Origin of the sequence: Acidovorax sp. 35-64-16, from assembly GCF_002281195.1 — a bacterium.
Taxonomy (GTDB): Bacteria; Pseudomonadota; Gammaproteobacteria; order Burkholderiales; family Burkholderiaceae_C; genus Acidovorax; species Acidovorax defluvii.
The window spans coordinates 1-19,834 of the sequence record NZ_NCFM01000009.1; the positions used below are offsets into that span (position 1 = coordinate 1).

A 19,834-nucleotide genomic window follows, 5' to 3' on the forward strand; every position below is an offset into this window, starting at 1 on the left:
GATTCCGCGTGGCCGGCATATACCTTATCACATAAGCAAGCCGCCTTTAATTACTACGAGGCTTATGAGCTAAAACTGGCCGTATCCTGGCTTGCCCTCGATACCAGGAGTTCAGCCCCCACCACCGCTACCACGATACCGGCAGCGAGCATCAGCACACTCACCGTGCCCTGCAGCGTGGCAACTCGGGGCAGGATGTTTTTGGCGCTGTACTCGCGCGAAAACTCTTGCTGCATGGGCAGGCTTTCTCGCCGGCTCAGGCGAACCATGGCGATGGTGTAAAGCACGGATGCGCCCACCATCCAGGCGCCTTCGTGGCGACTGAGCAATCCGTCCCACGCCATCCACAGTAGCGCCAGGGCCGAGCCCACCATCACGGGCAAATCCAGTTTCAGGCTGAGCAGCTGCACCTTGAGCGGCATGATCCACGCGCTCAACCCCAGAATCAGCAGGATGTTGACGATGTTGGTGCCGGCAATGTTGCCCACTGCAAGCCCTCCATTGCCTTCCGCCGCCGCCGTCAAACCCACGGCCAGCTCGGGTGTGCTGGTGCCAAGCGCCACCACCGTCAGCCCAAGAATCATTGGCGACACCCCCAACAAGGCCCCCACCCGCGATCCGCCACGAACGATGAGCTCTGCCCCCACGATGACAACAATGAGTCCGGCGATAAAGGAGGTGATGGCAACCAGGTGCATGCGTTCCATTATGGGAGGCGGTACGGGCCGTCCGCGAGACCATGCACCACGCGCCATCGGCATATGGCAAGTGGCTCAGCTTTTGGGGAAGGACAACGCAAGCAACCGCGCCAGCGCCCGGTCGTGAATGCCCTGGCGGCGCAACTCGTCAAAGGTGGCCTGCGCGTAGTCGCGTGTGGTGCCATAGCGCCCACTGGCCTGCAGAAAAATGCGCCGGTATTCGTCCTCGTGCAATTCCCCCGTATGGCTGGGGCTTTGGCGCGACAAGGTAAATGCCAGCGCCTGCACCGGGCCTTGCATGGTGTGGCAGGTGAGCCAGCGCGGGTCGTAGACCGCCAGAGGCATTTCTCGCTGCCAGAGGTTGACCATGACATCGTGCGCATGGGCGCGCTCCACCCGAAACACCATCCCCCGGCAACTACCGCCCGAGAGCATGCCAAACACCAGGCCAGGGCATTCGGGCGTGCCCCGGTTGATGCGGCTCCACATCTTGAGCGCCCGATGCCAGCCGTGCACCCGCGCGCTTCTGCGCTCGGCAAAGTCGAAGTCAGGCCGCCAGATCAGCGAGGCATAGCCAAACACCCACAGATCGCTGCGGCCGCCCCATTGCTGCAAGGCACGCTCCAGCATGGGTGCCGGGTCACGGGTGGGCGCGGAGAGCATCGTCATGGCAACACTTTACAATTGTTGGTTGGTCCAACAGGTCACTATTTACGGAGTTTTCCCATGTCATTTAACAGTTCTGACGACGACAGCCAGCAGCGTTTTGCCCTCGGTTTCCTGATTGCGCTGATTGCGCTGTTGATCTCTGTGGTGGTGGGCACCGTGGTGGTCAAGCAGCTGGGCGGATCGGCCCAATCCCAGCCTGCGGCAACGGCTGTAGCAGGCACCGCGCCAGCAGCGGCGGCCGCAGACGCTAGTGCAGTGGCAGCCGACGGCGCCAGCGTGCGGGTGGAAAACGGCGTGGTGAAGTTCTACTTTGCCAGCGGCAAGGCCGATCTGGCTGCAGGCGCCAACGAAGCTCTGGCCGATGTCGTCAAGGGTGTGGCCGAAGGAAAAATGGCCGTGGTGTCTGGTTTTCATGACGCCACGGGCGACGCCGCTCTGAACGCCGAGTTGGCCAAGCAACGCGCCCTTGCCGTGCGCGACGCGCTCAAGGGCCTGGGCGTGGCCGAAGACAAGATCGAGCTGAAGAAGCCCGAAGAAACCACCGCCACCGGCAGCAACGCCGAAGCCCGCCGTGTGGAAGTGGTCCTGGGCGGCATGTAAGCCCAAGCCCAAGTGGGGGCAGGGGAGCCGTGGATGCCACCCCTGCCTGCCCCCATGCAAAAGCCCGGCGTTGCCGGGCTTTTTTGCGGGTGTACTGCGGATTTCCCACGCTGGAGATGGGGTGCCCACCAGCAAGCGGTGGCGGTAGAAGAACCAGTTATTTGTATAAAAAGCGCCTCTATCCCTTATCAATAAAGCGCCAATAGCTACTATATTAATAGCAAATCGGGTCTGCTGCCCGTCAACCGCTTGAACGCACGATTCAACGCAAACCCGTACCGCCCGCGCCCTCTGTGCGCTGGATCAACTCAATCTTGTAGCCATCGGGGTCGGTGACAAACGCGATGACGGTGCTGCCGCCTTTGACGGGGCCTGCTTCACGCGTCACATTGCCGCCAGCGGCCTTGATTTTTTCGCATGCTGCGTAGGCGTCTGGAACGCCCAGCGCAATGTGGCCATAGGCGTTGCCGTGGTCGTAGCTCTCGGTGCCCCAGTTGTAGGTCAACTCAATTTCGGCCTGACCGGGGTTGCCGCCATCAAATCCCAGAAACGCCAGCGAGTATTTGTACTCGGGGTTTTCAGACTGGCGCAGCAGTTGCATGCCCAGCACCTGGGTATAGAAATCAATCGAGCGTTGAAGGTTGCCAACGCGCAGCATCGTGTGGAGGAATTTCATGCCCTCGATTGTGCAGGCAAGTCAAAAACCAGGCAGGTGGTGGTGGCGTGGGCATACAGCGTGCCGTCCGGGCCCACCAGGCGCGCCTCGGCCGTAGCCAACTGGCGCCCGCTGTGGATCACGCGGCCTTCAGCGCGCACGCGTTGCACCTTGGGCGTGATGGCCTTGACCAGGTTGATGCCCAACTCGGCCGTGGTGTAGCCACGCCCGGGCTCCATGCGCGTGTGCACGGCGCAGCCCAGCGCCGAGTCGAGCAGGGTGGCAAACCAGCCGCCGTGCACGGTGCCCATGGGGTTGAGGTGCTCGGCGCGCGGAGTACCCTGGAAGATGGCCGTGCCTTCTCCCACTTCCACAATCAGAAAATCCAGCGTCTTGGCGATGGCGGCGTAGGGCAGCTCGCCGCGCAGCATGGCCTGCATCTGTTCCAGGCCGTTCAGGTGGGCAATCTGTTCACGCTGCGCCACGCCCGGGCCGGGGCCGACTTCCAGCCGCTCCAGGATCTCGCGTTCTTGCGCAAGCCAGTGTTCAAGGTGGTTGTGTTGGGTCATGGGGTGTCGTGGTCGGTGGTGGAGTTTGAATGTAGATATTGCATATGCAATTATTGCAGATACAATTAAATTCATGCAAGCCGACACAACCTCCATGGACTCTGCCCGAGCGCCCGCTTCCCAGGCGCCCCAGGCGCTGCCGCAAGGCTGTACCAACTTCAAGCTGCGCCAGCTGATGCGCCGCGTGGCAACCCACTACGACGCCGAAATGGCGAAGTGCGGGCTCAAGACCACGCAGTATTCGTTGCTGTCGCATGTGCTCAAGCTGGGGCCAATCCGCCCAGGCGACCTGGCGGTGGCCATGAAAATGGATGCCTCCACGCTCACCCGCAACCTGCGCCCTCTGGTAGATGCCGGTTGGGTCACGCTGGAGGCGGGCGCCGATGCGCGTAGCCGCCTGGCGCACATCACCGACACCGGCCGCGACAAACGCGCCGAAGCGCAGCGCCACTGGAAGGCAGCCCAACTGGCGCTGAACGAAACGCTGGGCGCCGAACGCGTGATGGCGCTGCATGCACTCGTGGATGAATCCATGGATCTGCTGGCGGCGCTGCCCATGCACGAGGCTGGCCATGACGAATGAGTCCCCGATGTGCTGCAACTGTTTACCGTGCGCATCATGGTGCCGCGCAAACCCCGTGCTGCTGCAGCGGTGACGACATGACCGACACCCTGAACCCGCGCACCCGCATGCTGCTGGAGGCGCCCATTGCGCCCACGCTGCTGCGACTGGCTGCGCCCAATGTGCTGGTGATGCTGGCGCAGGCGGGCGTCGGGCTTATCGAGACCTACTTTGTCGGCAAGCTGGGCACCGATGCGCTGGCGGGCATGGCGCTGGTGTTCCCGGTGGTCATGCTGATGCAGATGACCTCTGCCGGTGCCATGGGCGGCGGCATCGCGTCGGCCATTGCCCGCGCTTTGGGCGCGCGGCGGCGGGACGATGCCGACGCGTTGGTGCTGCACGCGCTGGCGATTGCGGCGGTGTTCTCGCTGATCTTTACGGTGGGCGTGGTGGGAGGAGGGCGCTGGCTTTATACCCGCATGGGCGGCACCGGAGGCGCGCTGGATGCGGCACTGGTCTATTCCAACTGGGTGTTTGCGGGCGCTTTTCTGGTGTGGCTGTTCAACACGCTGTCGGCCGTGATCCGGGGCACGGGCAACATGGCCGTGCCCGCGTATGTCACGGTGCTGGGTGCGGTGGTGCTGGTGCCGCTGTCGCCGCTTTTCATCTTTGGCTGGGGCCCCATGCCCGGCCTGGGCATTGCCGGGGGTGCGATCGCGCTGATGTCGTATTACCTGATCGGCAGTGTGGTGCTGGCGGCATATCTGTGGTCCCCGCGCAGCTTGCTCCAGCCCTCGTTCAAGCACATCCGATTTCGTTGGATCTTGTTCAAGGACATCCTGCGGGTCGGGCTGGTGGGCACCGTCTCTACCGTCGCCACCAATCTGTCGATTGGCGTCACCACCGCGTTGGTGGGCGGCTTTGGCACGGCGGCCATCGCGGGCTATGGAACTGCGTCGCGGCTTGAATATCTGCTGGTGCCACTGGTATTCGGCCTGGGCGCACCGCTGGTGGCCATGGTGGGCACTTGTATTGGTGCAGGCCAGCGCGAACGAGCGCTGCGCGCCACCTGGATCGGCGCGGCCATGGCGTTTGTGATGGCCGAAGCGATAGGGTTGTGGGCAGCGGCGTTTCCGGGCGTGTGGCTGTCGCTATTCAACAGCGACCCCGCCATGCTGGAGGCGGGCGCGCAGTATCTGCGCACCGTCGGGCCGGTGTACGGCTTTTTTGGCCTGGGCCTGGTGCTGTACTTTGCCTCGCAAGGGGCAGGGCGCTTGCTCTGGCCGGTGATCGGCAACATCGTGCGCCTTGCCGTCGCGGTAACGGGAGGCTGGCTGGCGCTGCGCTGGGGCGGTGGCTTGGCTGCGGTCTTTGCCGCGCAGGGCATGGCGCTGGTGCTGTACGGCGTGGTCAACGCCTGGGCGATTGCGGGTGGTGCCTGGTTCGGCCCGGTGGGTTGGCCGCGCAGCATGGCGGGCTTGCTGCGGCGCATGTCTCAGGTTTAGAAAATATGGTAAAAATGGCCGCTAGCGCTTATCCATCAAGCGTTAGCAGCTATCAATTCAGTAGTTTCTGTTGAATCAAACTGGAACGGTGTAGTTCAGCGTCATGCGCCCGCCATCTACCGTCACGATCTCGCCGGTCACATAGCTGGCGGCATCGCTGGCCAGCCAGGCCACCACATCGGCAATCTCCGACGGCTCGCCGAGCCGCTTCATGGGGGTGCGGCTCATGATTTTCTTACGGGCGTCATCACTGGTCAGCACGGCCTTGGCAGCCAGTTCGGTAGCGATGGTGCCAGGGGCCACGGCGTTCACGCGGATGTTCTTGTCGGCCAGCGCCAGGGCCATCACGCGCGTGAGCTGGTTCACGCCGCCTTTGCTCACGTTGTAGCTGGAGATGTTGGGAATGGTCAGCACACCGTTGACCGAGCTCATGTTGACGATAGACCCACCGCCCGAAGCGACCATGGCCCGCGCCACGGCCTGGCCGACCAGGAATGAGCCCTTGAGGTTGACGCGCAGCACAGCGTCAAAGTCGGCCTCGGTCACGTCCAGAAAGTCGGCCGCGCGGAAGATGCCGGCGTTGTTCACCAACACGTCGATGCGCCCCAGCGTTGCGAGTGTCTGGGCCACCAGCGCATCCACCTGCGCCTTGTCGCCCACGTCACAACGTATGTAAAGCGCATCCAGTTCCAGTGCCAGCGCCTGGCCACGCGCATCGTCCACATCCACAATCACCGGCCTGGCGCCATCGGCAGCAAAGCGGCGAACACAGGCCTCGCCAATCCCTTGCGCGCCGCCGGTGACGATGCAAACCCGACCTTGGTGGCCGAAATGGATGGACGAACTCGAAGGTGCGGGGGGCGAAAGGGTCATGGACATGGATGGTAGCGGGTCGGAAGAGCTATGGAACAAGCAGCGGTGTGCAGATGCAGGAGTGTCCGACAGGCCAATTGGGAAGCTGCGTGCTATGCGTGTGCGTCTAGTCTTGGTTAGATACGATGTATATTATGTTAACTTACATTGCGCCAATCACGCGGATCTGGGCGACAACCTGAATATGACCTCGCTTCCATCGAAGCGTGTCCGGAAGCGATCCAACATAAATAGCGAGCGGCAAAATTAGCCTGACGAACCTCGGAGTTGCTGTGGGTAGTTTTGGGCGCTGACCTACCAGCGTATCCTTGGTCAGGCCTATGCGACGATTTCGCCACCGATGTTGCAGTCCGAGTGAATTCATTGCAACGATACAGAAGACGGGTGTGGCGCCCAAGCTGTGTGGACGTCACCCCTCGCAGCTGCGCCCTCCATCGGGCCGGGGGCCCCACAGCACCGGCAGCATGCGCAATGCCATCAGGCCAAAGCCGCCCACCCAGCACATACCGGCCGTGCCCAGCAGTGCCGTGGCGGCTTCGGGGGCAAAGGCAGCGCCCGCGCGCAGCATGGCCCCAGCACCGATCAACAGGGCACCTTGCACCACCCAGGGGCGCTCGTCCGAGGGGTGGCCGCAGTGCGCACGCCCTGCAATGCTGATGACCACATAGATCGAAAGACCCAGTGCCCCCATGGTGAGCAGGTGGCGACCCGCGCTAGCGCCTGGCCCGCCCGCGAGCAAGGCTGTGCCGATGAGCGCGTAACCCAGCGCCATGCAGACGTACACGGCGTAGAGCATGAAAGGCCAGCGCCGCAGCAGCGGACGGCCCACATGCCAGTCGCCCAACAGGTTGCACAGCGCGGCAGCGGCGGCGCAGGCCAACCAGCCGCTGACGCGACCGCCCGGGTGCCAAAACTCGGCCAGCGTGAAAAGCACGATGCACAGAATGGCCAGGTTGCGTTTGGGAGGACGCGCCAGATAGGGAGCACCGCCCTCGCCCGCCTCATCGATGGACCGGTTAACGATGCGCATGGAAATTCGGCTCATGGCCACGATGATCAGAACCATCACCAGTCCCAGCACGGCCAAAAGCCAGCGCATGGGGTACTGGCCGCGCAGTGCATCAACGTAAAAACCTGCTGCCAGCAGGAACAGCGCCGCCAATGCCCAGCCGAAGGCATGCTGGCGCCTTCCGGCCACGGTGCGCAACGCGGGCAACAGCAGTATCAGAAGGCCGCCAATCAACCCCAGGTGCGCCAGGGCGGCCAGGGCCAGAGCCGGCAACCCCGCAGCACCCGATAGCCAAACCCCCAGACGGCCCAGTAGCCAAAGAAGCACCAGAAGACGCCCGGTGCGAGGGCTGGCGCTTGCCGTGGCAGTGAATTCGGGCACAGCAGTGAGCACAAAGCCTGCCACCGCAGCCAGGCCAAAACCCAGCAGCAGTTCGTGTGCGTGCCACACCAGCGCGCCGCCCGCCACCCGGGGCGGCGGCAGACCCAGGGCCAACACAGCGCTCCACAAGGCCACCAACAGCACGGCCGAGCCCATGGTCAACACAAAAAAGGGGCGCATCGCGCACATCCACAGCGGGTGCTCCAGCGCCCACCAGTTCGGCGCCTGGATTAAAGGCGCCGTATTTGTCATCCGCATCGCATTCCTTTCTTTTCATCTTGCGCTGGCGCGGGCTGCAAGGCCTGCAGGCGATGGCCCTGTAGCGGCAACACGTTGACGGCCGAGCCGGGCGCCGTGGCGCAGGCGCCCTCGTCCTGCAGCACATCGAGCCCGAAAGCAGCGCGCACGGCGGGTACGCGCAGCAACTCGGCGGTGTCGTGGTAGACCATGGCGTCGGTGCGCGCCAGGGCCGGGGCTTGCGGGCTGTGCTGGTGCACGATGCAGCCCGGCCCGGCGGCCATGACGAGCACGGTGTCGGCCAGGCGCACGGCCTCCATGAGGTCGTGCGTGATCATCAGCACCGCCGTGCCCTTCTCGCGCTGGTGGCGCAGCAGCAGGCGGTGCAGCTGTGCCTTGAGGCCGATGTCGAGCGCGGCGAAGGGTTCGTCCATCAGCAGCAAATCGGGCTCCAGCACCAGGGCGCGTGCCAGCGCGGAGCGGCTTTGCATGCCGCCCGACAGCTGGTGCGGGTAGGCGGCCAGGGCTTCAAAGTCCAGCCCCAGCACGGCGCCCATGGCGTGGGCGCGCTCACGCGCGGCGGCGCGCGCCATGCCCTGCGCGCGCAGGCCCAGGGCGATGTTGTCGGCGGTGGTCTGCCAGGGCAGCAGGCGCGGCTGCTGGAACATCAACGCGGGGTTCACGAAGGAGTTGTCCAGCCGGCCCTCCTGCACGTCGATCAGGCCCGCGCACAGGTGCAGCAGCGTGGTCTTGCCGCAGCCCGAGGGGCCGACCAGCGCCAGCACGCGGCCGGGCGAAAGCGCCAGGCCCACGCCTCCGAGCACCTCGGTCAGCGCGTAGCTGTGGCGCACATCTTGAAGCAGCAAACTCATCGGGGTGCCTCCCGCCAGCGTTCCACTTCGCGCTTGAGCGGTTCCAAAAATCCATACTCCACCACCAGCAGGCAACCCACCACGGCGCTGATCCAGCCCAGGGTGGTGGCGGTGTCCAGTTGCGAGCGGCTGGCCGCCAGCGCGGCGCCCACGCCGTCGGTGCTGGCGAGCAGTTCGGCCATCACGGCCACCTTCCAGGCGCTGCCCAGCGCGGTGACCCAGGCCGGGAACAGGTACGACAGCACATGCGGCCCGTACACCTCGCGCAGCGCCATGCCCAGCGGCAGGCGGTAGGCGCGCGCCATGTCGCGCAGTTGCAAATCGAGCGTGCGCGTGCCCTGCAGCGCGCTGGCAAACACCACCGGAAAGCAGGCAATGAACACGGTGAACACCGGCGTGCCGTCGCTCATGCCAAACCACAGCATGGCCAGCACCAGCCAGGCAATGGGCGGCGTGCCCAGCAGCACGGTGACCAGCGGGCGCGCCAGCACCGAGGCGGTGACAGACAGCCCCGCCAGCAGCCCCAGCACGCTGCCCACACCCAGCGCCAGGGCCAGGCCCATGAGCGCGCGGCGTGCCGTAGCCCACAGCGCGGGCCAGGCAGCGCCCTGCTTCACCTGCGCCCACAGCGCGGCAAAAGCCGTGAGCGGGTCGGGCAGGATGAGCGGGTCGTACAACGCGGCCACGGCCTCCCAGGCTGTTAGCAACAGCAGCAGGCTGGCGGCAGCCCCCCAGCCACTCCATACATACGCGGGAAGACCCGCAAACACACGCCACAGCAAACGCAACATCACTGCCCTCCTCTCAGTGGTCGCTGCGCGCTGGCATGGTAGAACGCTTCACTTGGCAGCCTGCCCCCCAATAGCTGGGGGGTTCGGGTCATGAGCTGTCCGAAGAAAAACTCCAGTTCGGCGCGTGCGGCAGCGGCAGGCACGGCGTCCATCAGGCTCACGGCAATGGCGTCGGCCACGGCCTCGGGGGTGAGCAGGTCGATGTGGCGCGCCATCATGCGGCCGCATTCCAGGGCGTTGTCGCGGCACCAGGCAAGCGAGCGCGCATAGGCCTGCGCCACGGCATCCAGCACCTGCGGCTGTGAGCGCACCACACCCACAGCGGCAATACCCGCTTGTGGCACGCGCGGCGCGCGCCGCAGCAGGCGGCCCCATTCCTGCTGCAGGTCGGCCCCCCGGTGCAGATCCGGCGCAATCAACCCCACGGGGAAAGAGCGCGTCTTGCGCAGGGCCAGCGAGACGGCGGGCTCGGACAGCAGCGCGTGCGAGACGCGGCGCGTGATGAGCAGCTGCATGGCCTCCATGGGCGTGGGCACATAGCGGATGCGGAAGTCGCGCAGCGGGTCCAGCCCCTGTTTGGCGGCCAGCACCTGCAGCACGATGTCGGGCATGTCGCCACGGAAGGGCACGGCAATTTCCTCGCCCTTGAAGTCGGCCAGCGCCTTGCGCTGCGCGTCGCGCGTGACGATCCACAGCGCGCCCCAGGTCGAAACGTTGAGCAGCGTGACCCCGGCCCCCCGGTTGAACAGGTTGGCCGCGACGTTGCTGGGCATGGCCAGCACATCGGCCTTGCCGCCCATGGCCATCATGCGCAGCTGGTCGGGGTCGCGCCAGGCGGTGAACACGGTGCGCTGCGCCACGCCCTGCAGTGCATTGCTTTCGGCCATGTGGATGAGCGGCGCCGACACGATGGCGGGCGGCCCGGCCAGGGTGATCTGCGGCAGAGCTGCGGCCACGCCCAGCGCGGGTGCGGCGGCCAGGGGTGCGGCCAGCAGTGCCAGCGCATGGCGGCGCGAGAGCGTGGTCTGTGGGTTCAGGAAATCATCGTGCATGGTCGTACTCCACGGCCGCAGCGGGCCATTGCTACTGCGGCACGGGCCGCAAGGGCTCAAAAAAGGGTTTCCTCTGTTCTTCATGGCGCGTGCATTACGCGCGCACCATGCAACCAGCGCTGCCCAGGCCAGTGGCCGCAGCGCAAGGGCCGCCGCGCCGCGCAGGCAGCGTCCCCCCTTCGCGCAACAAAGCGAAGCAGACAGAGGGGAAGGAGCGAAGCGGCACAGGGAGGGTCAGAATTTGTAGGTCAGCCCCGCTGTCAGGCTGCGCCCCAGACCCGGCAGGTAACCCGGCTGGGCCGCCGTGGCCTGGTTGCGGATCACGTAGCTGCTGGCGTAGCGGCGGTCGGTCACGTTGTCGGCCTGCAGGTACACGGCCCAAGGGCCGTCGCGCCATTCGACTTTCAGGCCCAGCAGCGCATACGACTCCTGTTGGGTGCCCGCTGTGTTGGCGTGGTCGGTGGGCGTGCTCACCGGCACCCAGCGCAGGTTGGGGCCAAATCGCCAGGCACCCAGGCGAACCATGAGTTCGGCATTGATCAGGTGGCGCGGCACGCCGGCGATCTGCTTGCCCGCGTACTCACCCGCGCGAAAGTGGAAGTCGCTGTAGGTCCAGCTTCCACGATAGTCCAGCGCCCCCACGCCCATGCGCTGGCTGCCCGAGAGGCCCAACTCCACGCCCTGGTGCAGCGTTCCTCCCCGGTAGTTGTAGGTGCCCACCTTGATGCCATTGGCGTCGGTGGTGGAGATGAGCTCGTCGGCCACCACGCTGCGGTACACCGCCGCGTTCCATTGCAGGGCCTGCGCGCCCTCGCCCAGGCGGCCCTGGCCGCCCAGTTCGAGCGTGGTGGCGCGCTGCGTTTTCAGGCGCACCAGCTCGGCGCTGGCAGCAGCCGGGTTATTGGGCGCGACGGTGGCGCCAAGGATTTCCCAGTAGGTGGGCGCCTCGTGGCTGCGGCTGAGGTTGGCCCACAGGCGCGTGGCAGGCGAAAGCTCCCAGTTCACGCCGATCTTGGGCGTGGCGAAGTTCCAGTCCTGGTCGAGCTGGGCCGCGCTGGTACGACTGGCGGCATCGCGGGTGACCTGGCTCCACTGCAGGCTGCCCAGCACCGTCCAGCCCGGGGCTACGCGCCAGTCGGCCGACGCAAGGGCCTGCAGGTTGCTGGCGTCCAGGTCGTAGGAGCCAAAGCGCTGCATCTGCTGGCCGTTGGCCGGGTTGGTGGCGTACAGGTCGCGCTCCATCTGGCTCTGCGCCCACGACAGCGCGGTGCGCCAGCCCACGGCGCCAGCAGTGCCGTCGGGCCGGCCGCTGGCTTGCCACTGCGCGCCGGTGGTGCGGCTGTGCGTCACGGTGTGGTTGGTCTGGTTGTTGAACAGATCGTCGGTGTCCTGCCAATACACACCCACTTCATGGCGCAGCGCCTCGCTGCCCCAGGTGGAGCGGTTGGCCAGACGCAGCTGCGTGGCAGCGCGGCGCGGGTCGCGCTTGTAAACGTTGAGCAACTGGTCTTGCGGCGTTTTGCCGTCGCCCAGGACGCCGCGCGGGTCGGAGCCGATGCGGTCTTTGGGCACCACGCTGGGGATCTGGAAGGCCAGGTCGGTCCAGTTCAGGTAGGTGCGGTTTTCAAATCCGCCATCGCCCTGGAAACCCACATTGGCCTGTAAAGCGTCGCGCTGCGACGCGGAGTGATGCCGATAGCCGTCATAGCGGTCGCTGCTGACGGAAACACGGCCATCGAGCTGCTCGCCCACCACGCCCACAGCGCCCTGCAGGCCCTGGCGGCCAAAACTGCCGGTTTCGGCACGCACGCGGCCACGCTCGTCGGCACCGGTGAGCGAAACAAAATCCACCTCGCCGCCCAGCGTGGTGGCACCGGGGGTGATGGCATTGGCGCCACGCCGGGCGCTGACGTAAGCCGCGTTGCGCGGCTCGATCAGGCCAATGATGAAAGAGCCGTCGGCCTCGTTGAGCGGCAAGCCGTCTTGCAAGAGCAGCACGCCCCGGTTCACCGGGTTGCTCTGAATGCCCGAGCCACGGATACCCAGGCGCGGCTGGTCGGTTCCACCAAAAAAGTCCTGCAGCACGATGCCGGGCTGGTAATCGAGCGCATCGCGCAGGGTGGCCATGCGCGCCTCCTTCTGCGGCTCGGCCAGGTTGGTGCCGCCCGGCACCTGTTGCAGGCGCTTGCGCTCTTTTTCCACGCCGTTGCGCGCGGGCATGTCGGCGCCAGAAGGGCTGGACTGCACTGTCACGGATGGCAGGCTGACCGCCTCCTGCGCCTGCGCCTGGGTAACCAGGGCCGCCACGAGCAGCACGCCCGCAGTGGTGCGCAAGGAGAAACACGAAAGGGGAGTCATAGGAGGCGTGGACATGTAAACGTTATTGGTAGTCATTCGCATTTGCAATATGATCCGCGAATTGAAAATTCACACCAATGACATTTATCAACAACTGCGACGCCGCCAGCGGCCCCGGTGCCTGGCTGAACGCTCACCCCTTGCTGCAGGGGCTGCCACCCTCTGTTTTGCAAAAGCTGGTCGAACAGGCAGAACTGCGCCACTACCGCAGCGGTGACATCGTGTTTCATGAAGGTGCCACCGCCCACCACTGGCTTCTGGTCGTGCAAGGCAGCGTGGAGCTGGTTCGGTTCAGCAGCAATGGACAGGAGCGCATATTCCACAGCTACCCCAGCGGCCAGAGCGTTGCCGAGGTGGCAATGTTCATGGGCCACGGGCGCTACCCCATGATGGCGCGCGCCGCAGGCGCCACCACCGTGTGGCGCATGGCGCGCCACGCACTGCGCGAAACTTGCCAGGCGCACCCAGCCCTGGCGCTCCGACTGCTGGAAGATTTCAGCCGGCGCCTATACCGCTATGTCAATGAAGTTGAATGGCTGACGACCAGCAGCGCGCCCCAGCGGCTGGCCGCTTATCTGTTGCAATTGCCCGCCGACAAGGGCAATCGTGTGGAACTGCCTTTTAGCCAGCGCCAACTGGCCGCCTACCTCGGCATCCGCGCCGAAACGCTGAGCCGTCTGCTTTCCGAGTGGCGCATGCGCTGCTGGATCCGTGGCGAAAAGCGCATCTGGGCGCTGATCGAGACCGCGTCGCTGCAAAACCTGGCCGGCGGGTGTGTCCGCAGTTTTTAGCAAGGCCGCTTGCCCGAAACGAGTTCGGTGCGGCGAGGTCCAAGGCCACGCTTGGGGGCCTTGAGCTTCTGCTATGCCAATAGCCGCTGCGGACTCAGAGCCGTTTCTGTCACGCCCTGCCGCTGAATGTGCTGTGGCACTGGAAGCCCCCGCACCAGCGCCGCGCATGCCTCGCCCATGGCCGCGCAGGTCTGGATGCCGTAGCCACCCTGCCCCGCCACCCAAAAGAACCCGGGGGCCTGCGCGTCCGGTCCACCCACCAATCCACCGTCTGCAACGAACGAGCGCAACCCCGCCCAGGTACGGGTGGGGCGCCGGATTTCCAGATTGGTCATTTCACCAATGCGAGCAATGCCCATGGCAATGTCGAGCTCTTCTGGCTGGATATCTTGCGGCTGAACAGGATCCGCGTTGGCTGGCGACCCCAGCAGCATCCCGGCGTCCGGCTTGAGGTACCAGTCTTCGCTGGCGCCAATGACCATGGGCCAGTGTTCTGTGTTGCAGCCTGGCGGCGCGGGAAACACAAATGCCGAACGACGACAAGGCACCAACCCGATTCGCTGGGCCCCCGCCAGTTGCCCAATGTCATCGGCCCAGGCGCCGGCTGCGTTGATCACGACGGGCGCAGTCCAGCTTTGCTCACCTGCCGTCACCACCCATGCGTTGTCCTGTCGCTGCATCGCGGTCACTTGCGCATTGCATTGCACCTTGCCGCCCGCGCGGCGAATGCCTTTCAGAAAACTGGAGTGGATAGCGTCCACGTCCATGTCGTAGGCATCGGGCTCGTAAACCGCCGCCGCCACCTGGTCGGCACGCAAAACCGGAACCCTCGCGCACGCTTCCTCGCCGGTGATGAACTGTGCATGGGGGTCGAGCGCGCTGAGCATTTTCCAGTGCGCGTTGAGCGCATCCAACTGCCCGGCGGTGGCGACCATCATGGCGCCCCGTGGCTTGAGAAGCGGGTAATCAGTGAACCCGGTGGGCGGGTTACGGAAAAAATCCAGGCTGGCGCGCGTGAGGCCGCGCACTTGCTCCGATCCGTAGCTGGCCATGTAAAGGGCAGCCGACCTTCCCGTGGAGTGGTAGCCCGGCTGGGATTCGCGCTCAAGGATGACCACCTTGCCATGCGGGGCGAGCCAATAGCCCACCGAAGCGCCGGCAATTCCGGCACCGATGATGATGAAATCGGTCTGAATGGGGGTGGGGGTGGTGCTCATGGGGCGTTCAGAGTGGTTCGTGCGTCGCTTGCGCCCCGGTACTTTACCGGCCTTGCCACAGCAGCGGCCCGACCCGGTTTTGCAAAAAGCTTGCAGCAATCGGGCAGTGCGACCCCGGGCAGCCGCTACTCCAAATCAGAGGACACTGAAAAACTGGCCCTGCTGGCTTCCGAGCGCGCGATCTGGCGGGCAATGTTGTCGCACACCAAGTCGCACAACGCATACACGGATTCGTCTGCAAAACGGTAATACACGCTGGTGCCCCGCCCTTCCCGCTTGACGAGGCCGTTCTTGGTCATCAACGAAAGGTGGCGCGACACGTTGGCAGCCGTATAGCCACACATTTGCGCAAGATCACCCACGTTGCGCTCTCCTTCTCGCAGGATGTTGAGGATGCGCAGGCGCGTGGGCTCAGCCAGCACCTGAAAGTACCCGGCAACCTCTTCCAGCGCTTCTGGAGGCATGTTTTTCATTCGTCACTCCTGGGCCTGAAGGGCTGGAGATACCAGCGCTACCCAAGATCAGGCCAGTCGCTATCATACAATAATTGACTAATTAGCTATTTAGTTAAATAATGAACAAACTGCTATTGAACCCACTGATGGGTATGGAGAACCGGATGCTGATGCCTCGACTCGCCACTGCCGCATTGCTGACCTGCCTGTTGGTTGTGCAAACTGCGTGGGCTGTTGAAGCCACACCGCTCAAAACCCACGAAGTGCTGGCCAATGGCGCAACCCGGCAAGCCAGCGTGGATGGTGTAGTGGAGGCCGTGCGTGACACCACGCTGTCAGCCCAGGTGCAGGGCGCCATCGTTGCACTCCACGCGAAAGTGGGCGATACGGTCAAGGCCGGGCAGGAGCTGGTGCGTATTGATGCCCGGGCGGCTTCGCAAACTGCCGCCGCCAGCGTGGCGCAGGTGGATGCAGCCCGCGCCAGCCTGCAAGTGGCCAGCAAGGAGTTCGAGCGCCAAAAGCAACTTTTCCAAAAGCAATACATCAGCCAGGCCGCACTGGACCGCGCCCAGGCGCAGTTGCAGGCCAGCCAGGCCCAGGTGCAGGCGTTGCAGGCGCAGGCAGGGGCCGCCACCACGCAGTCGGGCTTTTATGTGCTGAAAGCGCCCTACGCTGGTGTCATCAGCGAGGTTCCCGTGGCGCTGGGCGACATGGCGATGCCGGGGCGCCCACTGGTGCGGCTGTATGACCCCTCGGCCTTGCGCGTGACCGCCATGGTCCCGCAGATGGCGGCCACTGCACTGGTCGGCAGCCAGAACCTGCAAGCTGAAATACCCGGGCTGACAACGTCGAATATTGCTGTGCAGCCCAGCCAAATCCAGTTGCTACCCACGGTGGACGCCGCCACGCACACAGTGCAGTTGCGTGTCGCACTCGCCCCCGACCTCCAGGGCGCAACACCTGGCATGTTTGCCCGGCTGTGGTTGCCTGCAGCCGCCCTCGCAGCGGGCGAGCTGCGGGTGCAGATTCCTGCCAGTGCGGTGGTGCGCCGTGCAGAAATGACGGGGGTCTATGTGCTGGATGCGCAAGGCCGGCCCCTGTTGCGCCAGGTGCGGCTGGGCCGTCGCAGCGGCGAACAGGTCGAGGTGCTGAGTGGCCTGCGTCCGGGTGACAAGGTAGCCACCGATCCGCAGGCAGCCGCCAAGGTGCGCTGAGATGGACGACATGAACAACCCCACACCGCAGGCCCTGGGCATTTCGGGCCGCATTGCGGCCTTGTTCCAGAGCGCACAGATCACGCCGTTGCTGGCGCTGGTGGCGTTTTTGCTGGGCGTGTTTGCCGTGATGGTGACGCCGCGCGAGGAAGAGCCGCAGATCAACGTGACCATGGCCAATGTGCTGATTCCATTCCCGGGCGCCTCGGTGGCCGATGTGGAGCAGATGGTGGCCACCCCGGCTGAGCAGGTGCTCTCGCAAATGGCGGGCACCGAACATGTGATGTCGGTTTCGCGCCCCGGCGTGGCGGTTCTTACGGTGCAGTTCAAGGTGGGCGTTGAACGCACCGAAGCGCTGGTGCAGCTGCATGACACCTTGCGGAGCAACACCGACTGGCTGCCGCGCGATCTGGGGGTGCTGGAGCCCATCATCAAACCCAAGGGCATTGACGATGTTCCCATCGTCACCCTCACACTTTTCAGCAAGAACGCAGACGCCGGCGCTTTTGCGCTGGAGCGCGTGGCCCACAGCATGGAAGCTGAAATCAAGCGGGTGGCCGGCACGCGCGAAGTGCAAACAGTGGGCGGCCCGGGCCGGGCCGTCATGGTGCGCCTGGACCCGGCGCGCATGGCCAGCACCGGCACCACCGTGCAGGATCTGCGCAGCGCGCTGCAGTCCGCCAACATGGGCATGCCCGTGGGTGAACTCATCAGCGACAACCAGGCGGTGGCCGTAGAGGCAGGCCCGTTTCTCATGCAGGCCAGCGACGTTGCTGAGCTGATGGTGGGGGTACGTGGCGGCAAACCCCTCTTTCTGAAAGACGTGGCCGAAGTCAACGATGGCCCCTTGCCCCCCAGCCGCTACGTGTGGCACGGCAAGGCCGAGGCCAACGGTGGCGGCGAATACCCCGCTGTCACCTTGCTGGTCACCAAGAAGCCGGGCGAGAACGCCATCGACGTGGCCAACGCCGTCATGCAGCGGGTGGAGCAGCTGCGCAACACCGTCATTCCGGATGGCGTTGAAGTGGCCGAGACGCGCAACTACGGCGCCACGGCCAACGACAAGGCCCAAAAGCTCATCCAGAAACTGTTGTTTGCCACGGCTTCGGTGGTGGCGCTGGTGTTCATTGCGCTGGGCCGGCGCGAGGCCGCCATTGTGGGCACAGCCGTGGTGCTGACGCTCACCGTGACGCTGTTTGCCTCGTGGGCTTGGGGTTTCACGCTCAATCGGGTGTCGCTGTTCGCGCTGATTTTCTCCATCGGCATCCTGGTGGACGATGCCATCGTGGTGGTTGAAAACATTCACCGGCACCAGCAGCTCTTTCCGGGCAAGACACTCGCGCAGATCATTCCGGGCGCGGTGGACGAAGTGGGCGGCCCCACCATCCTGGCCACGTTCACCGTGATTGCCGCGCTGCTGCCCATGGCGTTTGTGTCGGGCCTGATGGGCCCCTACATGAGCCCGATCCCCATCAACGCCAGCATGGGCATGCTGCTGTCGCTGGCCATCGCCTTCGTGGTCACGCCCTGGCTGGCGCGTTTGTGGATGAAGGTGCACCCTGCACAAGGCGGCAGCGCAGGCCACGCCCCCGCTGCACCCTCAGGCATGGCGGCCCGCATCACCCCCCTTTTCACCCGCATCTTCACGCCCTTGCTCGACGACCAGCGCGGCCCCCGCAACCGCCGGTTGCTGGGACTGGGCGTGGCGGTACTGATTGCGCTGTCGGTGGCCCTGCCCGCCACAGGGCTGGTGCTGCTCAAGATGCTGCCGTTTGACAACAAGTCAGAGTTTCAGGTGGTGGTGGACATGCCTGCCGGCACACCGGTGGAGCAGACCGCTGCGGTGCTGCATGAGCTCGGTGCCTACCTGGCCACCGTGCCCGAGGTCACCGATTACCAGGCTTACGCGGGCACGGCCGCACCCATCAACTTCAACGGATTGGTGCGCCAGTATTACCTGCGCGCAGGGGGCGATGTGGGCGACATCCAGGTGAACCTGGTGGACAAATCGCACCGCAAGGACCAGAGCCATGCCATTGCCACACGCGTGCGCCCTGCCCTACAGCAGATCGGGCAGCGCATGGGTGCCAATGTGAAGGTGGTTGAAGTGCCACCAGGGCCGCCGGTGCTGTCGCCCATCGTGGCCGAAATCTATGGCCCCGAAGCCGAAGGTCGGCGCCAGATGGCCAAGGCCGTGCGTGCAGTGTTCAGCCAGACCGACGGCCTGGTGGATGTGGACGACAGCAGCATTACCAGCGCGCCGCGCAAGCTTTTGCTGATCGACCGGCGCAAGGCCGCGCTGCTGGGCATACCCCAGCAGGCCATTGTGGGCACGCTGCGTGCTGGCTTGGCGGGCGAAGCCGCCACCTATCTGCACGATGCCAGCAAATACCCCGCTCCCGTGGTGCTGCAGTTGCCCGAAGAAAGCCATGGCGATCTGGCCGCGCTGCTGCAGCTCACCGTGCGCGGTGCCTCGGGCAAGCAGGTGCCCATCAGTGAGCTGGTCACGGTAAGCGACACCGTGCGCGAGCAGCCCGTTTATCACAAAGACCTTCTGCCGGTGAACTTTGTGGTGGCCGACATGGCCGGCAAGGTGGACAGCCCACTGTACGGCATGTTCCAGATGCGCAGCGCCATCGCGCAGATCGAGACCCCGGGTGGCGGCCCGCTGGTGGAGTATTTTGTGCGCCAGCCCTCGGATGCGCTGCGCGATTACGCCATTAAATGGGATGGCGAATGGCAGATCACCTTTGAGACCTTCCGCGACATGGGCGCCGCCTACGCCGTGGGCCTGATCCTCATCTACCTGCTGGTGGTGGCGCAGTTCGGCAGCTACCTCACGCCGCTGATCATCATGGCGCCTATCCCGCTGACCATCATTGGCGTGATGCCAGGCCACGCCTTGCTGGGCGCGCAGTACACGGCCACCAGCATGATCGGCATGATCGCGCTGGCCGGCATCATCGTGCGCAACTCCATCCTGCTGGTCGACTTCATCAATTTGCAGGTGCGTGAAGGCACTCCGCTCAAAGACGCCATCGTGCACTCGGCCATTACCCGCGCCCAGCCCATTGTGCTGACGGGGCTGGCGGCCATGATTGGTGCGTTCTTCATCCTGGACGACCCGATCTTCAATGGCCTTGCCATTTCACTGATCTTTGGCATCTTTGTCTCCACCGTGCTGACGCTGGTGGTCATTCCCACGCTGTATTACGCGGCCTACCGCAAGCAGGGGCGCAACCCCCGCGACGGCCAGGACCCTGCACCCATTTCTTCCGTTCCCCCCGCTGGCAGCAACCCGACAGAGGCTGCGCCGCACTGATCTG

General features: G+C 64.9%; 18 protein-coding genes. 6 read left to right on the forward strand and 12 right to left on the reverse strand.

What is annotated here, in order from left to right:
- Positions 1 to 62: 62 nt before the first annotated feature.
- Together B7Y64_RS08500 and B7Y64_RS08505 are read right to left on the reverse strand one after the other, a co-directional pair.
- Complete coding sequence (locus B7Y64_RS08500; RefSeq protein WP_291327165.1) at positions 63 to 707, reverse strand: hypothetical protein; 645 nt, start codon at positions 705 to 707, stop codon at positions 63 to 65.
- A gap of 66 nt (positions 708 to 773) precedes the next feature.
- Entirely contained in the window at positions 774 to 1,367 is a 594-nt protein-coding gene (locus B7Y64_RS08505) for a gamma-glutamylcyclotransferase (protein ID WP_114654552.1), read from the reverse strand.
- 57 nt (positions 1,368 to 1,424) lie between these two features.
- Between B7Y64_RS08505 and B7Y64_RS08510 the strand changes: the two genes are divergently transcribed.
- Positions 1,425 to 1,967, forward strand: a complete 543-nt coding sequence (locus B7Y64_RS08510; protein ID WP_291327163.1) for an OmpA family protein — start codon at positions 1,425 to 1,427, stop codon at positions 1,965 to 1,967.
- Positions 1,968 to 2,229: 262 nt separating this feature from the next.
- Here the strand turns inward: B7Y64_RS08510 and gloA are convergent, their stop codons facing one another.
- Together gloA and B7Y64_RS08520 are read right to left on the reverse strand one after the other, a co-directional pair.
- The gene (gene gloA, locus B7Y64_RS08515; protein ID WP_024815113.1) at positions 2,230 to 2,643 is read right to left on the reverse strand and encodes a lactoylglutathione lyase; all 414 of its coding nucleotides are present in this window, start codon (positions 2,641 to 2,643) and stop codon (positions 2,230 to 2,232) included.
- Positions 2,640 to 3,191 carry a PaaI family thioesterase gene (locus tag B7Y64_RS08520; RefSeq protein WP_291327161.1) on the reverse strand — a complete coding sequence of 184 codons (552 nt, stop codon included), beginning with the start codon at positions 3,189 to 3,191 and terminating at the stop codon, positions 2,640 to 2,642. Before B7Y64_RS08520 ends, gloA begins: the two co-directional genes overlap by 4 nt.
- A gap of 94 nt (positions 3,192 to 3,285) precedes the next feature.
- Between B7Y64_RS08520 and B7Y64_RS08525 the strand changes: the two genes are divergently transcribed.
- Positions 3,286 to 3,774, forward strand: coding sequence for a MarR family winged helix-turn-helix transcriptional regulator (locus B7Y64_RS08525; RefSeq protein ID WP_291327159.1), 489 nt, complete (start codon positions 3,286 to 3,288; stop codon positions 3,772 to 3,774).
- A 77-nt stretch (positions 3,775 to 3,851) separates the two neighbouring features.
- Positions 3,852 to 5,258 (forward strand): MATE family efflux transporter, encoded by a 1,407-nt coding sequence (locus B7Y64_RS08530; RefSeq protein WP_291327157.1) that lies wholly within the window; start codon positions 3,852 to 3,854, stop codon positions 5,256 to 5,258.
- 75 nt (positions 5,259 to 5,333) lie between these two features.
- Here the strand turns inward: B7Y64_RS08530 and B7Y64_RS08535 are convergent, their stop codons facing one another.
- From B7Y64_RS08535 to B7Y64_RS08560, 6 genes are all read right to left on the reverse strand, one after another.
- Positions 5,334 to 6,137, reverse strand: coding sequence for an SDR family NAD(P)-dependent oxidoreductase (locus tag B7Y64_RS08535; protein WP_291327155.1), 804 nt, complete (start codon positions 6,135 to 6,137; stop codon positions 5,334 to 5,336).
- A gap of 403 nt (positions 6,138 to 6,540) precedes the next feature.
- A complete protein-coding gene (locus B7Y64_RS08540) occupies positions 6,541 to 7,779 on the reverse strand; it encodes an NnrS family protein (RefSeq protein ID WP_366444412.1) in 1,239 nt (412 codons plus the stop codon).
- Positions 7,770 to 8,630: an ATP-binding cassette domain-containing protein gene (locus B7Y64_RS08545; RefSeq protein ID WP_291328664.1), complete on the reverse strand. Its 861-nt coding sequence runs from the start codon at positions 8,628 to 8,630 to the stop codon at positions 7,770 to 7,772. Before B7Y64_RS08545 ends, B7Y64_RS08540 begins: the two co-directional genes overlap by 10 nt.
- Entirely contained in the window at positions 8,627 to 9,421 is a 795-nt protein-coding gene (locus B7Y64_RS08550) for an ABC transporter permease subunit (protein ID WP_291328666.1), read from the reverse strand. The genes B7Y64_RS08545 and B7Y64_RS08550 overlap by 4 nt, the downstream gene beginning before the upstream one ends.
- A complete protein-coding gene (locus B7Y64_RS08555; RefSeq protein ID WP_291328668.1) occupies positions 9,421 to 10,473 on the reverse strand; it encodes an ABC transporter substrate-binding protein in 1,053 nt (350 codons plus the stop codon). The genes B7Y64_RS08550 and B7Y64_RS08555 overlap by 1 nt, the downstream gene beginning before the upstream one ends.
- Before the next feature lie 234 nt (positions 10,474 to 10,707).
- Positions 10,708 to 12,846, reverse strand: a complete 2,139-nt coding sequence (locus B7Y64_RS08560) for a TonB-dependent receptor (RefSeq protein WP_291328670.1) — start codon at positions 12,844 to 12,846, stop codon at positions 10,708 to 10,710.
- 62 nt (positions 12,847 to 12,908) lie between these two features.
- Between B7Y64_RS08560 and B7Y64_RS08565 the strand changes: the two genes are divergently transcribed.
- Complete coding sequence (locus B7Y64_RS08565) at positions 12,909 to 13,622, forward strand: Crp/Fnr family transcriptional regulator (RefSeq protein WP_024815126.1); 714 nt, start codon at positions 12,909 to 12,911, stop codon at positions 13,620 to 13,622.
- 71 nt (positions 13,623 to 13,693) lie between these two features.
- Here B7Y64_RS08565 and B7Y64_RS08570 read toward each other — a convergent pair whose 3' ends face one another.
- Positions 13,694 to 14,839 carry an FAD-dependent oxidoreductase gene (locus tag B7Y64_RS08570; protein ID WP_291324716.1) on the reverse strand — a complete coding sequence of 382 codons (1,146 nt, stop codon included), beginning with the start codon at positions 14,837 to 14,839 and terminating at the stop codon, positions 13,694 to 13,696.
- A gap of 125 nt (positions 14,840 to 14,964) precedes the next feature.
- A complete protein-coding gene (locus B7Y64_RS08575; RefSeq protein ID WP_291324717.1) occupies positions 14,965 to 15,312 on the reverse strand; it encodes a metalloregulator ArsR/SmtB family transcription factor in 348 nt (115 codons plus the stop codon).
- A 146-nt stretch (positions 15,313 to 15,458) separates the two neighbouring features.
- On the opposite strand from B7Y64_RS08575, the gene B7Y64_RS08580 reads away from it, so the two are divergent.
- Positions 15,459 to 16,508 carry an efflux RND transporter periplasmic adaptor subunit gene (locus tag B7Y64_RS08580; RefSeq protein WP_291324718.1) on the forward strand — a complete coding sequence of 350 codons (1,050 nt, stop codon included), beginning with the start codon at positions 15,459 to 15,461 and terminating at the stop codon, positions 16,506 to 16,508.
- Between the two features lies 1 nt (position 16,509).
- Positions 16,510 to 19,830 carry an efflux RND transporter permease subunit gene (locus B7Y64_RS08585; RefSeq protein ID WP_291328672.1) on the forward strand — a complete coding sequence of 1,107 codons (3,321 nt, stop codon included), beginning with the start codon at positions 16,510 to 16,512 and terminating at the stop codon, positions 19,828 to 19,830.
- Positions 19,831 to 19,834: the final 4 nt, after the last annotated feature.